Source organism: Mucilaginibacter mallensis (genome assembly GCF_900105165.1).
Taxonomy (GTDB): Bacteria; Bacteroidota; Bacteroidia; order Sphingobacteriales; family Sphingobacteriaceae; genus Mucilaginibacter; species Mucilaginibacter mallensis.
In genome coordinates this window covers 5,037,598-5,052,027 of the sequence record NZ_LT629740.1, presented here as the reverse complement: position 1 = coordinate 5,052,027, position 14,430 = coordinate 5,037,598, and the positions used below count along the sequence as shown (strand labels likewise).

6 protein-coding genes are annotated in these 14,430 nt (G+C 40.1%); 5 read left to right on the top strand and 1 reads right to left on the bottom strand.

What is annotated here, in order from left to right:
* Window positions 1-176: 176 nt before the first annotated feature.
* Window positions 177-3,212 (bottom strand): glycosyltransferase family 117 protein, encoded by a 3,036-nt coding sequence (locus BLU33_RS20560; protein WP_091377652.1) that lies wholly within the window; start codon window positions 3,210-3,212, stop codon window positions 177-179.
* Between the two features lie 277 nt (window positions 3,213-3,489).
* Here BLU33_RS20560 and BLU33_RS20555 point away from each other — a divergent pair, with 277 nt between their 5' ends.
* The 5 genes from BLU33_RS20555 to BLU33_RS20535 all read left to right on the top strand — a co-directional run bounded on the left by BLU33_RS20555 (window position 3,490) and on the right by BLU33_RS20535 (window position 14,426).
* Window positions 3,490-6,279, top strand: coding sequence for an outer membrane beta-barrel family protein (locus BLU33_RS20555; RefSeq protein ID WP_091377650.1), 2,790 nt, complete (start codon window positions 3,490-3,492; stop codon window positions 6,277-6,279).
* Window positions 6,280-6,284: 5 nt separating this feature from the next.
* A complete protein-coding gene (locus BLU33_RS20550) occupies window positions 6,285-7,055 on the top strand; it encodes a GLPGLI family protein (RefSeq protein ID WP_091377649.1) in 771 nt (256 codons plus the stop codon).
* A gap of 111 nt (window positions 7,056-7,166) precedes the next feature.
* Window positions 7,167-8,111 carry a bifunctional helix-turn-helix transcriptional regulator/GNAT family N-acetyltransferase gene (locus tag BLU33_RS20545; RefSeq protein ID WP_091377646.1) on the top strand — a complete coding sequence of 315 codons (945 nt, stop codon included), beginning with the start codon at window positions 7,167-7,169 and terminating at the stop codon, window positions 8,109-8,111.
* Between the two features lie 108 nt (window positions 8,112-8,219).
* A complete protein-coding gene (locus tag BLU33_RS20540) occupies window positions 8,220-11,120 on the top strand; it encodes a ligand-binding sensor domain-containing protein (RefSeq protein WP_091377641.1) in 2,901 nt (966 codons plus the stop codon).
* A 258-nt stretch (window positions 11,121-11,378) separates the two neighbouring features.
* The gene (locus BLU33_RS20535; RefSeq protein WP_091377638.1) at window positions 11,379-14,426 is read left to right on the top strand and encodes a SusC/RagA family TonB-linked outer membrane protein; all 3,048 of its coding nucleotides are present in this window, start codon (window positions 11,379-11,381) and stop codon (window positions 14,424-14,426) included.
* Window positions 14,427-14,430: the final 4 nt, after the last annotated feature.

The window sequence follows — 14,430 nt, the reverse complement described above, 5'->3', positions numbered from 1 at the left end:
ATAAAAAGGCTAATTATTTTTATTTTTTTTTGAAATAAAGAGATGTTATTATGAAAATACTTTATTAAATGAGGTTTTTTAATCAATAATTTATAAAAAATGCCCCAAATTTTCAATTTCGACAAGTATCGATTTGAAAATTTGAGGCATAAAGATTGTGAATCAGCCGGTAGCGACTACCGCTTTAAAATACTGCTGAATTTACTTTCGTAATCCGTTACCTGTGCAATCAGTTTGCTGTTTAGTTCGGTTTGGTTATTATCCTTGGCAACTCCCGCCATCCCGTTTAAAAATTGCAGGCCGATCTGCACATCGCGGTAGCTTAACTGGGCCGTGTTGTTTTGCAGCAGGTAATAGTTGTAATTAAGCTGATCAGTAATATAGCCATCAACACTATTAATTAAGCGGTTGCCCAAGGCAATGTCATTCAGCTTAAACGAGGTATCGGCAATAGATACTTTGCCTTGCGCGGCCGAATAGTTAGGATTGATATTTGGCGCTACACTATCAAACTTGTGGATGGTTTGCAGGGCCAGGTCATTACGACCATCCTTCATCAGTCCAACAGCCAGATCGGCAAATGAGTTAACCAGCTGCGGGAAAAATACCTGTGTTGATTGCTGATCAAGATATTTTGCTGTTTTATAATTACCCCATTTAAATTTATTCATCATGTTGGCATACATCACCAGGCTATTTGTTTTTGATTGCTGGTCGCGAACAGATGGCTCTGGTTTTAGCGGCATCAGGTGATAAACAAACCCCTCCTTGTATAGGTATTGATCTAAGCCGAACAGGTTTTCCTCGCCAATTGACGTAGTAAAGCAGATGGGCCTTTTCCAGTGGTTATGCGTTATCATATCCAGTATGGCCAGTTTCTCCTTGGTAACATAATTACCCGGGAATTTCCATTTAATGGTATCGGCAATCATATTTTGCTGCGCTGTGGGCACTACGTTATTTTTAATAACCTCGTCAGCATTCACGGTAAGCTTCAGGTTTTTTGTAGGCAGATAATTGCTGCTGGTACCGTCCTGGTATTCAACCTGTGTACGTTTATCATCTGATGTTAAAAAATCAAATACATCCTTAACCTCCACAAAGCCCGGAATTTTAGCATCGTTATAAGGTAGCATATCGCGCACGCCTGCTTTATATTTATCATAAGGCATGGTGATAGGTAATGCATCGGCTTCATTAATTTTCCGTTGCATCTGTTTTATCGACCAATCGCCGCTCAGCAAGCTCAAATTAACAATACGCACGTCAGGCCTAACGTTTAATACTTCCTGGTCGGCCCATAGCGAGTAGGTGTCATTATCGCCAAAATCAAACAAAATAGCATTCTTAGGGCAACTCATCAGGTAATCATAGGCCATATCGTGCGCGGTAAGTTTGGTTGATCGGTCGTGGTCTTTCCATTCTTTGCTGGCCAATAACACAGGGCCAACCAGCAGGCATATAACCGTAGCGCCAATAGTAGCATATTTTAAGCTCATTCTTTTTTGGGCGATATTAGCTAACGCGATAACCCCCAAACCTATCCATATAGCAAAAGCATAAAACGAACCTACATAAGAGTAATCCCGCTCGCGGGGCTGTACGCCAGCCTGGTTCACATATAATACAATAGCCAATCCTGTGAAGAAGAACAACAGCGCAATGATCAATGCGTCCCTTTTACTGCGTTTAATATGGTAGGCCATACCCAGTAAGCCTAATATTAGTGGCAAAGCATAAAGCGGGGTATAGGTGGTGCCGTGTAATATGTATTGCGGCAGGTTTTTAGCGTTATCAAAAATGCCGGTGGTCCAGTTGCCGCCAACACCGTTCATATTGGTTTGGCCCTCAATATCATCATCACTGTAACGGCCAGCAAAGTTCCACATAAAGTAGCGCCAGTACATCTGGTACATCTGCCAGCTGAACATAAATTTCATGTTATCAGCAAACGTAGGCGCTTGTCCATCGGCTAATTGCAGCCAATCCTTATAAAACTGTGAATCCTGCTCAAAGCCTTCGCTGCCCTGTGTGGTCCACATGCGGGGCAGTAGGGTATTATGGTCATATATATAATTCTGCTGTTTGCCTATAACTTCGTAATTGGTTTTGCCCTTGCGGTAAAGATTGCCGCTTTCTTTTTCATCAATTATTTTGGCATCAAACAGTGGTCCGTATAATAAAGGTGTTTCGCCGTATTGTATGCGGTTTAAATAGCCATAAAGTGTAAAGGCGTCGCTGGGGTGCGCGTTATTAAGATTGGTACCGGCTGTGGCCCTGATGGGTATATATATAAAGGAGCTGTAGCCGAAATAAATAAACACCACGCATAAAAATGCCAGGTTAAGCATCGGCTTTTTGTGGCGGATACTGTACCAGATGCCAAATGCCAGCAGACTTATAAGTAACACCAGGAAGAAGATAGCCCCGCTACCAAATCCAAAGCCTAAAGTGTTCACAAAAAACAGATCCAAATTGGCTGCTACTGCAACGGTATAACCCCTTATACCATATTGTACCAGTGCCAGTATACCTATGCTGATTAAAAATGCTACAATACCTGTTTTCAGGTTGATGTTTTTATACCTGCGGAAATAATATACCAGCACCAACGCAGGTATGGTTAATAAGTTAAGCAGGTGTATGCCTATTGAAAGGCCCATTACATAAGCAATAAATATGATCCATTTATCAGCGCCGGGTTCATCGGCATGGGCTTCCCATTTTAATATCGCCCAAAAAACTAAAGCGGTACATAATGACGACCATGCGAACACAATATATTCTACTGCCGAAAACCAAAAGGTATCGGTATAGGTGAATGCCAGCGCGCCAACCAAGCCTGCGCTCATGATCAGCCCGGTGCGGGTTTCATCTAAAGCTTTATTGCCGGCTGTCAGCATTTTTTTAGCCATCGCTGTAATGGTCCAAAACAGGAACATAATAGTTGCCCCACTAGCCAGCGCCGATCCCATATTAGCAAAATACGGCACTTTATTCCTATCGCCTAATGATAGCAGCGAGAATGCTTTTCCCAGCATAGCAAACAGCGGATAGCCCGGCTGGTGCGAAACCTGCAGGCGATAGGCGCAAGCAATAAACTCGCCGCAATCCCAAAAGCTAACAGAGCGTTCTAAAGTTAAAATGTAAGTTGCTGAGGCTATAACAAAGCAGAGCCAGCCTAAAAGGTTGTTTATTCTATTGTATTTCATAACGGAAGGAGTAAGGTTTTTACCATATTTTGTTGGTTAAATTTCAGGCTAATATTTTGTAAATGACTGATGCTTAACATCTTTTAACAAACATTAACATTTGCATTTAACACGTAATTTTTTGCGTAATTGGCTGATAATCTTTATATAAACCATTGAGAAGGCTCGAATTAAGGCGTTTTTAACGATTTAGCGTTGTAATTTATTTGTTAATAAACGTTAAACATGTTGCATACCTAAAAAGTTAGTTATACTTTAGGATCACTAAAACCTAACAATGAAACTTACCATTATCCTAACCTTGTTTTGCTTAAGTTCATTATCATTATTTGCACAAAGCCCCTATTCAATTAAAGGAGCAATTACTGATACTACTGAAAAAGTTAAGCTTACTAACACAACTGTGGCGGTATTAAACGCCAAAGACTCCATCCTTCGCAAATTTGTTTGGACAGGTAAAGACGGCAGTTTTGCCATGACTAACCTGCCTAAAGGCAAATTTATTTTATTGGTAACCTATCCTGGCTATGCCGATTATGTAGACAATTTTTCGCTGGATTCACTGCACAAATCGGTTGATTTCGGTAGCCTGAACATGATCCTTAAATCGCGACTTTTAGAGGGTGTGATCATTAAAGGCCAGGTAACCGCCATAAAAATAAAAGGCGATACCACCGAATATAATGCCAAGGCTTATAAAATAAACCCGAACGACAAGGTGGAGGATCTGTTAAGGCAGCTGCCCGGTATTGAGGTGGATAAGGACGGGAAGATTACCGCGCAGGGGCAAACCGTAAGTAAGGTTTTGGTTGATGGGGAAGAGTTTTTTGGGGATGATCCCACATTGGTAACCAAAAATATCCGTGCCGACATGGTTGATAAGGTGCAGTTGTATGATAAAAAGAGTGATCAGGCTGCCTTTACCGGCATCGATGATGGTGTAAAGACCAAAACCATAAACATCAAGCTAAAAGAAGACAAGAAGAACGGCTACTTCGGCAAAGTTGATGCTGGTGGCGGCACCGACGGTTATTATGAGGAACAAGCTTTATTTAATAAGTTTACGGCTAAAACCAAAGTATCCATATATGGTACATTAAGCAATACCGGCAAAACAGGTCTCGGCTGGCAGGATGCCGGTAAAGCCGGTACAACCAATCTGCAATCTGATGATAACGGAGGTATATATTTTAGTAATGGCGGCAGTGACGAACTAGATTCATTTAATGGCCAATATAATGGGCAGGGCATACCGGTTGCACGCTCAGGTGGTGTACACTACGATGGTAAATGGGATGCCGATAAGCAATCCATCAATGCCAATTATAAAATTGGTTCCATCGGCATCGACGAAAAGGATAGCACATTAACTCAGAGTAACCTGCCCGGTAGCATTATCAATACAAATACTGATGCAAATTCGCATAAATACCTGTTCAGGCAAAAGGCAGATCTGACCTATAGTGTTAAATTAGATACCACGCAAACGCTAAAAATTGCTGTTGACGGTACTGATAAACACTCAAATGTTTTGGAGGATTACTCATCAGTAAGTAAAAGAAATATGGATACGTTACTAAACCGTAACAACCGTACCGTAACTAATGATGTGTACACCAAAATATTTGATGCGAGCGCTTTCTATACCAAAAAGTTTAAAAAGGTTGGTCGTACATTGTCATGGAATGTTAGCGAATCTATTAATAACAGCAATTCAAAAGGTTACCTGAGATCCAATACTGATTTCTTCAATAGTAGCACCGGGGGTTTAGATAGTTCACAAAGGATCGATCAATATAAAACTACCAATATTAAAAGCTCGGTACTCAACTCAAATATAACCTATACTGAACCCCTTTCAAAAAGAGTTGCCGTTGTATTAAACTATGGTTTGAGTGTAAGTAACGGCGAGTCGGATAGGGTATCATATGATTCAACGGCTGTAGGCAGGTATGATCATATTGACACCGCGCTAAGTAACGATTATAAATTAACCCAGCTCTCGAACCAGGTAGGCGCGGTATTTAATTATAAGAAAGATAAAACTATCATTAATTTCGGCACAAAGGTTGCCGATGTTACTTATCGCCAAAGTGAGGCCTTTAGTGGTGATATATTTAAGCGGCACTTCATTAACTGGGCGCCACAGGCAAATTATCAATATAAATTCTCGCAGCAGCAATCCATAAGCGTTAACTATAATGGTACAACCACGCAGCCCACTATTGATCAGATACAGCCGGTAGTAAACAATAGCGATCCATTGAATCTTACCATTGGTAATCCTAATCTTAAACCATCGTTCAGCAATAACATCAATTTTAATTATAACTCGTATAAAGTTATATCGGGCCAGAACCTATATGCTTACGGAGGCCTGCAATTTACTAATGACCCGATAGTAAGCAATACTGCGACAGATAATACAGGTAAATCAATATTTCAATCAGTCAACCTGCCGGGCAAAATACCTTATAACTTTTATTTCGGAGCTTACTTTGGGCAAAAGATAAAAGGTGATTATAATGTAGGCTTTGAGCCGAATATTAACGGCAACACCTCATATAATTATACCAACGAGGCCTTAAACACTACCGACTCCTATACCTATGCCGGGCGCTTAACCTTGTCAAAGTATGTAGCCAAAAAGTATAATTTCTATGTCGGTTTTGGTCCAACCTATACTGTTCAGAAATCATCATTACAGCCGTTGATAAATAATAATGGTTTAGGTTATACAGGTAACATTTATTTAAATATTTATCTGCCGGGCAAATTTCAACTGGGATCAAATTCTGATTACCAGTATAATCCAAAAACAGCATCGTTTAACGAATCACTTTCTAAATACATCCTTAACGCATCGCTCATAAAATCCTTCTTTAAGGATGATAACCTTAAGTTATCCGTCAGCGGCAATGACCTGCTTAACCAGAATATAGGTTTCAACCGGAATGCTGGCGGTAATACCATTACGCAGAATAGTTATACTACTATTAAAAGATATTTTATGTTCTCAGTTATATGGGATTTCAACAAATTTGGCACCACTAAATCAGCAAAATAATAGCCATGAAAAAGATACTGTTTACACTTACCTGTTTATTATTTAGCACCAGCTTATTGCTTGCGCAAAACGTGCGTTTCCCTTCATCAGGTACTATTGAGTTTAATAAAACCGTAAATATTTACGGCCTTATTAATAAGCAAATGAATAAGAATAACGAGGATTTTTGGATGCAAATAATGGATGCTTACAAAAAGAACCATCCGCAATTCAAGGTTCTGAAAAGCGTCCTCACTTTCTCGGGCAATAAAACATTGTATGCACCACTTGAAGACACAGAGCCTACAACTGATTTCTTCGATTTCCCTATGGCCGATCAAAACAATACTATTTATACTGATCTGGCTGCCAGCCAAAGCATCATACAGAAAAAAGTATTTGAGGATGTGTTTTTACTGAAAGACAGTACCCGCAAAATAAACTGGAAAATAACCGATGAAACCCGCGAAATAGCAGGCTACCCATGCCGCCGCGCCAATGCCATAGTGATGGACTCTATTTATGTGGTAGCATTTTATACCGATAAGATCCACATTTCCGGCGGCCCGGAAACTTTTACCGGCCTGCCCGGTATGATATTGGGCGTGGCCCTGCCGCATGAAAACGTTACCTGGTTTGCTACCAAAGTTAATGATATGAGTATTGAAGATAAGGCTCTAACGCCACCTAAAAAAGGGAAACCGGTAACTAATCAAACTTTCCAAACCACGCTACAGCCTGTAATGAAAAATTGGGGAGATTATAAACAGATCTATTTAAAGGCGTTTTTGCTGTAGCTAGAGAATTTCAATCATTCCATTTAACTAAATCTGAAAACACATGAATTTTGTGATTTCAGATTTAGTTTTCTAAATTTGCGTAATTGATTACGTAATTAATATTGTATTATGGAATTTTATAATAAAACAGGCAAAATGGCTTTAGGTAGCAGGCTCAGGAGGTTGAGTGAATTAATCACAGAACAAGCGGGCAAGGTATATGGGTATTATGATGTTGATATGCAGCCCAAATGGTTCCCCGTGTTTTATGTGCTGTCGGCAGGTGAAGAAAAATCAATTACACAGATAGCGCAGGAAATAGGCCATTCGCACCCATCAGTAAGCACCATTGTAAAGGAGATGATGAAAAGAGGTTTGGTTCAGGAAAGCCCGGGTAAAACTGATGGTAGAAAGAATTATATTAAATTATCAGTACAAGGCCTGGCCATAAATGATCGTATACGGGATCAGTATACCGATGTAAATGCTGCTATTGAAAACGCGTTGAATGAAACCCAGTATAACATATGGAAGGCGATTGAAGAATGGGAGTTTTTATTGGAGCAAAAAGATCTGCTTAGCCGTGTGCAGGATGAAAGAAAGTTGAGGGAGCGCAAAGATGTAGAAGTAGTTGCTTATGAGCCCAAATATCAAACGGCATTTAAACAGCTTAATGTGGATTGGATCAGCCAATATTTTAAAATGGAGGAAACTGACTATAAATCGCTGGATCATCCCAAGGAATATATTTTAGATAAGGGCGGACATATTCTTATTGCCTTATATAAAAATGAACCAGTGGGTACATGCGCGCTCATTAAGATGGATGACCATACTTTTGAACTGGCTAAAATGGCTGTGGGTGCTAACGCTAAGGGTAAAGGGATTGGCTGGATATTGGGCAACGCGGCTATTGAACTGGCAAAACAACACAGCGCTAAAAAATTGTACCTGGAAAGCAATACCATTTTAAAACCAGCAATTAACCTGTATCACAAATTAGGCTTTAAAAAGGTTACGGGTACCCCATCGCCATACGAGCGTTGTAATATACAAATGGAACTAAACCTATAAGTTGGATTGATATAAAAACATAAATTAAGTATTGTTGGTACAGGTGAACATGTATTTGTTATATATTTAACTTTGGCAAAATATTAATCCACCAATTATACAGGCTGCATGTATCGCAACAACGGGAAACGGATATACTTTATATTATTTTTTTTGCTGCTGTCATGCATCGCCGGGGCTACCGAGATAAAAAATATCGGTGTGCCTTATGTGCAAAATTATTCAAAGGCGCTGTATCAGTCGGGTAATCAAAACTGGTCGATAACCAAGGATGAGCACGGCATCATGTATTTTGGCAATGCCGATGGCCTGCTATCATTTGATGGTAAATACTGGCAGATGCATACTATGCCCAATGGGTTAATTGTTAGGTCGGTAGCTGCTGATGGCAGGGGTAAGATCTACGTTGGCGGGTTTGGCGAATTTGGTTATTGGGAAAACACCAGGGGATTTTTAACCTACCACTCGCTTATAGCACGCGTGCCTAAAAAATATGTTCCTACCGAAGAGATCTGGAAAATATATATCGACGGCAATCGAGTTATATTCCAATCGTTTGGTTCCATATATATATATGCCGATGGTAAAATAACGGTTATCAAATCGCCTAACCCATATTTATTCTTATACCAGTCGGGCAAGCGCTTTTTTGTGGAACAAATTGGTTACGGCTTATTCGAACTTAAAAGCAATCACCTGAAGTATGTTGCAGGCAGCAATATATTGGGCAACAGCGGGGTTTTATCCATACTGCCATTTCAAAAGGATAAGTTTTTAATCGGTACGGCAAAAACAGGTTTATTTATTTATGATGGCAAACAGGTACGGCCCTGGGCCAACCAGGCCAATGATTTCCTGAAAACCTATCAGCTGAATAACGGCGTTGCCATACGCGGTAAATATTTCGCTTACGGAACCATATTAAACGGTGTGGTAATTATTGATACTGCCGGCAATGTGGTACAGCACATCAATAAATCGAGCGGTTTGCAGAACAATACGGTACTAAGCTTATATATTGATAATGAAGAGAATCTTTGGGCCGGTTTAGATAATGGTATCGACCGTATTGAGCTGAACTCCCCGTTGTATTTCTATTTTGATAAGACCGGTAATTTCGGAACCGTATACTCAAGCATTATCTATAATAAAAAAATATACCTGGGTACTAACCAGGGCTTATTTTATAGCGATTGGATACCCAACAACGGCAATCATCTTTTCCAGATATTTGAATTTAAGCTGATCCCCGGTTCGCAGGGCCAAGTTTGGGACCTGTCTATTCATGATGGTAAACTGCTTTGCGGCCATAATGATGGTACTTACCAGGTTGATAATGGCGCCATAAATAAAATATCGTCAGCTAATGGTGGCTGGATACTGAAACCGTTAAATAACAATCTTTTAATACAAGGAACCTACAATGGCTTAGTTATTTACCATAAGGATGCCAGTGGCAATTGGGTGTTTGATCATAAGGTTGATGGTTTTAGCGAGCCATCGCGTTATGTAGAGCAAGACAATAAGGGCGAAGTATGGATCAGCCATGCCTATAAAGGGATTTACAAGGTCACCCTAAGCACCGATCTGAAAAAAGCAGTAGCCGAAAAATACTATGATGAACGCTCGGGGCTGCCGGGGAGTTACAATATCAATGTATTTAGCCTTGATAACAGGATAGTGTTTTCATCCGACTCAGGTTTTTATGTGTATGATGATATAACCGACCGGTTTTATAAATACCAGCAATTGAATAAAAAGCTGGGTTCATTCGCATCATCCAACAAAATAATACCTGCCGATGGTAAAAAATACTGGTTCATAAATCATGGTCGTGTTGCTTTGGCCGATCTTTCATCGCCAGGTAATTTGCGTATTGATTCAAACAGTTTTACGATGCTTAATGGGCAAATGGTGCAGTATTATGAAAACATAAGCCGCATAAACAACCGCATTTACCTGATAAGTATTGATGATGGTTTTGTGATATTTAATGATGAAAATGCAAATCCGCATAACAAGGTAAACCTGCCTGCAGTGCTAATAGGTAAGGTTGAGAATGTGACGGATAAGATCACATCCATAAGTGAGAATGGGGGCAATACAGAGGATGAGGTTGATATTCCTTTTGCCAAAAATAACATACGTATAGCTTATTCGCTGCCTTATTACAGGCAGGCTAAAATTAAATACCAGTATTATTTAAAAGGCTACTCAACACAATGGTCCGACTGGACTGCGCAAAGCCAAAAGGAATTTACCAACCTTGGGCAGGGTACTTATAATTTTAGCGTAAGGGCTAAAATTAATGATGATAATATAACCTCTGCAACTGTTTTCACATTCACCATTTTGCCGCCCTGGTATAGCAGCAAACCGGCAATGGTCTTTTACCTGTTGCTGGTTATTTTAGCCTATTATGTGTTCAGGCATTTTTATCGCTTAAAATTAAAGCGCCACCAGGAACACATCCATCAAAAGCTGCAAAAAGAGAAAGAAGAATTTCTAAAACAGGAAGCTATTGCCAATGAGCAGCAGATAGTAAAAATTAAGAACGAACAATTGCAGGCCGATCTGGCTGGTAAAAGTCGTGAGCTGGCAAACTCGGCCATGAACATTGTTTATAAGAACGAGCTACTGCAAAAAATAAGCGACGAGATATCCCATTTAAAAGATAGTACCGGTAAAAAATTACCTGATGAACAATTAAGAAGGATACAAAAGGTAATTAACGAAGGCATGACTGATGAGCGCGACTGGAACTTATTTGAAACCAGTTTTAACGAAGCGCATGAAAGCTTTTTCATCAAACTAAAATCCCACCATCCCGATCTTGTTCCTAACGATTTAAAGCTTTGCGCCTATTTAAGGATGAATATGAACAGTAAGGAAATGGCCTCGCTTTTAAACATTTCTTTACGCGGCGTTGAGATAAGGCGCTACAGACTGCGTAAAAAGCTCAATCTGGAGCATGACAAGAACCTGGTTGAGTTTCTCATGGAGCTATAACACTACATCATTACCTCTCATAGCCTTGTTTATTCCTGATTGTAAAAAATACACCATTGTAGTAATAATTTTACAATTAACTTATTATAAGTAATTCTTTATCAAGTTGTTGTAGTTCTGCTTTCTCTCCGGTGAGAAAGTGTTTTTGTGTTGGTGTAATAATGTATAGGTGCATTATTTGTTAAAATTATATTATCTCCTCAATTTCGATCCAAGCAAAACCAATTATTTTTTATTCACCTATTTTAAATTACCCACATGAAGAGAATTTTTACAATCTCAGGGTTTATCTTATTGTGTTTCTTTTTTGTTAACACTGCCTTTGCACAGAATAGTACTGTAAAAGGTAAGGTTACTGATGCTGCAACCGGCGAAGGCCTGGTTGGTGTTTCAGTATCAATACAAGGAACCGATAACGGAACCCAAACCGACGCAAATGGTGCATTCACACTAAGCGTACCCCCAAAAGCAACACTGCTTGTTTCCTATATAGGATACACTTCGCAGCATGTTGCAGTAAGTAATGCCGGCCCTATTTCAATTAAACTGGAAGCTTCGGCCAATGAATTACAGCAAGTTGTTGTAATAGGTTACGGTACACAGCGCAAAGTTGATAATACCGGTTCGGTAGCTACTGTAAAAGGTGCCGATCTGGCTAAACAAGCATCAACCAATGCAGTAAGTGCGTTGGAAGGAAAAGTTGCAGGTGTTGAAATTATTAATAACGGCCAGCCGGGCTCGTCACCTACCATTAACATACGTGGTGTAGGTACAATTTACGGTAGCGGTCAGTCATTGTATGTTGTTGACGGCGTTTGGTATGATGATATCAGCTTTTTAAATAGCAATGATATTGAAAGCATCAGCATTTTAAAAGATGCCTCAAGCACTGCTATTTATGGTATCAGGGCTGCTAATGGAGTAATATTGGTTACCACCAAACGCGGGAAGACAGGAAAACCAACTGTTAACCTTAATTCATATTTTGGCTGGCAAGCGGTTACTAACCAGGTAAAAATGGCAAATGCTACCGAATATGCTACTGCTATTAATGAACTAACAGCACTTAATAACACGCCTAGTGATTATAACCCGCCGGTGTTCGCCAATCCTTCAAGTTATGGCACTGGTACTAACTGGTACAATCAGATATTACGTAATGCCCCGGTAACTAACAACGAGATTTCATTAGCTGGCGGTACCGACAAGTACACCTATGATTATTCATTTGGTTATCTTGATCAGGATGGTATTGTGAAAGACAATAATTATCAAAGATATACCTTTCACGTAGCTAACGATTTTAAACCTGTAAAGAATTTAAAATTAGGCTTTAGTGCCAATATATTATCAAGTAATTCAAGAGACGTCAATGGCCAGATATTCCACCAGTTGTATACAGCTGCACCGGTGGTGCCGGTTTACTATAACAACGGTAAATATGGCGATCCTGCTGATTACAATGTTGGTGGCGGTGCCAATTACAACCCGCAGGCTACAATTGACTTTTACAATCAGCACTCAAAAAATAAACGTTTTACTGGCTCAGTTTATGGCGAATATAACATACTGCCGGATCTGAAGTTCAGGACAAGTTTTGGTGGCGACCTAGCACAAGCTGAGGTTAGAAATTACACACCTGTTTATTTTGCTACAGGCGGCCAGCAGAGCACTACATCCTCACTGAATCTGAGCCATACCGAAACCCGTAACTGGATCTGGGAAAATACATTAACCTATGATAAAACCATCGGCAAAAATAAAATAACTGCTTTGCTGGGTTATGGCTCGCAACGTAACGAAGGTACTTATATGAATGCTTTTGCTGATAGCGTAGCCTATGCAAAAAGCGGAAATTTACATACTTCTTTTCCTGCAGGTACTAACGTAACTTATACACAGCCAACAGCAAATCAGATCCTTACAACAGAAGTATCGCAATTTGGCCGTATTAACTACTCATATGATGATCGTTATCTGTTAAATGCCTCTATCCGCCATGATGGTGCTTCTGAGTTTTATCCTAACGTATATGCCTGGCTTCCGGCAGTAGGCGCAGGTTGGGTTATAACTAACGAAAGTTTCATGAAAGGGCAGCACATTTTTGATAACTTAAAACTGCGTGCCAGTTATGGTATGGTTGGGAATGCGATAGTTCCAATTAGCCCAACTACATTAACTGTAACTAATGATCCTACCTTATACACCGCCATTTTTGGTAACCCGCAAACTACTAATGCCGGTGCAAGTATTAATACAGTTGTGCCACCTACCATTACCTGGGAAAAATCAGAGGCGACAGATTTTGGTATAGAGGGATCTATCTTAAATCATAAGCTGTCATTTGAGGCTGATTATTATAATCGTTTAACCAAAAATGCGATATTCAATATCCCAATACCGGGCTCAACCGGCGAGAACGGTCCGAATGGCGGTATACTTGGTAATCAAGCTGATATCAGGAACAGGGGTTTTGAATTTACCGTAACCTGGAAACAACAGATCAGCAATGATATTTCTTACTCAATTAGCCCTAACCTGGGTATCAATAATAATGAGGTTACAAAGGTACTTTCGGGCAATAACCCTATATATAGTGGTGGTGCCGGCATTGCAAATGGCGCATTGGCTACACGTACTGTGCAGGGACAACCAATTGGAGAGTTTTACGGTTATAAGGTTCTGGGTATTTTCCAAACAGCCGAACAGGTGGCGAAATCACCGCAGGCAGCAACCGCTAAACCGGGTGACTTTATTTACCAGGATACCAATGGCGATGGACAGATCTCATCAACAGACAGGGTTAACTTAGGCAATCCGAATGCTAAGTATGGTTATGGTGTAAATATGTTTTTAAAGGTTAAAAATTTCGACTTTACTGTTGACCTACAGGGCCGTGCCGATGTGAGCGTATTTAACTCAAACCTGGGCTACCGTTTCGGTAATGAAAACATCACCCAGGATTTTTATGACAACCGCTGGCACGGAGCAGGTACTTCTAATACCTATCCTTCTATGAATATCGGATCAACGCTTAACAGCGCGCCAAACTCATTCTATGTTTCAAGCGGTTCATATTTCAGGGTAAGAAATGCGCAATTTGGTTACACACTTCCAAGTGAACTAACCAGGAGATGGAGCATACAGAGCATCAGGTTCTTTGCAAATGCCCAGAATGCCATCAACATATTCGGGTATAAAGGCTTTAGCCCTGAAATTGGCGGAGGTGTGCTTAATGAAGGTATCGACTCTAACGTATATCCATTATATGCAACTTATAACTTTGGCGTAAACGTTACATTTTAACTCA

What these genes read in the sequence shown, in the direction of transcription:
- BLU33_RS20560 (WP_091377652.1), bottom strand. Translation starts at nt 3,212, where the DNA reads ATGAAATACAATAGAATAAACAACCTTTTAGGCTGGCTCTGCTTTGTT.
- BLU33_RS20555 (WP_091377650.1), top strand. Translation starts at nt 3,490, where the DNA reads ATGAAACTTACCATTATCCTAACCTTGTTTTGCTTAAGTTCATTATCA.
- BLU33_RS20550 (WP_091377649.1), top strand. Translation starts at nt 6,285, where the DNA reads ATGAAAAAGATACTGTTTACACTTACCTGTTTATTATTTAGCACCAGC.
- BLU33_RS20545 (WP_091377646.1), top strand. Translation starts at nt 7,167, where the DNA reads ATGGAATTTTATAATAAAACAGGCAAAATGGCTTTAGGTAGCAGGCTC.
- BLU33_RS20540 (WP_091377641.1), top strand. Translation starts at nt 8,220, where the DNA reads ATGTATCGCAACAACGGGAAACGGATATACTTTATATTATTTTTTTTG.
- BLU33_RS20535 (WP_091377638.1), top strand. Translation starts at nt 11,379, where the DNA reads ATGAAGAGAATTTTTACAATCTCAGGGTTTATCTTATTGTGTTTCTTT.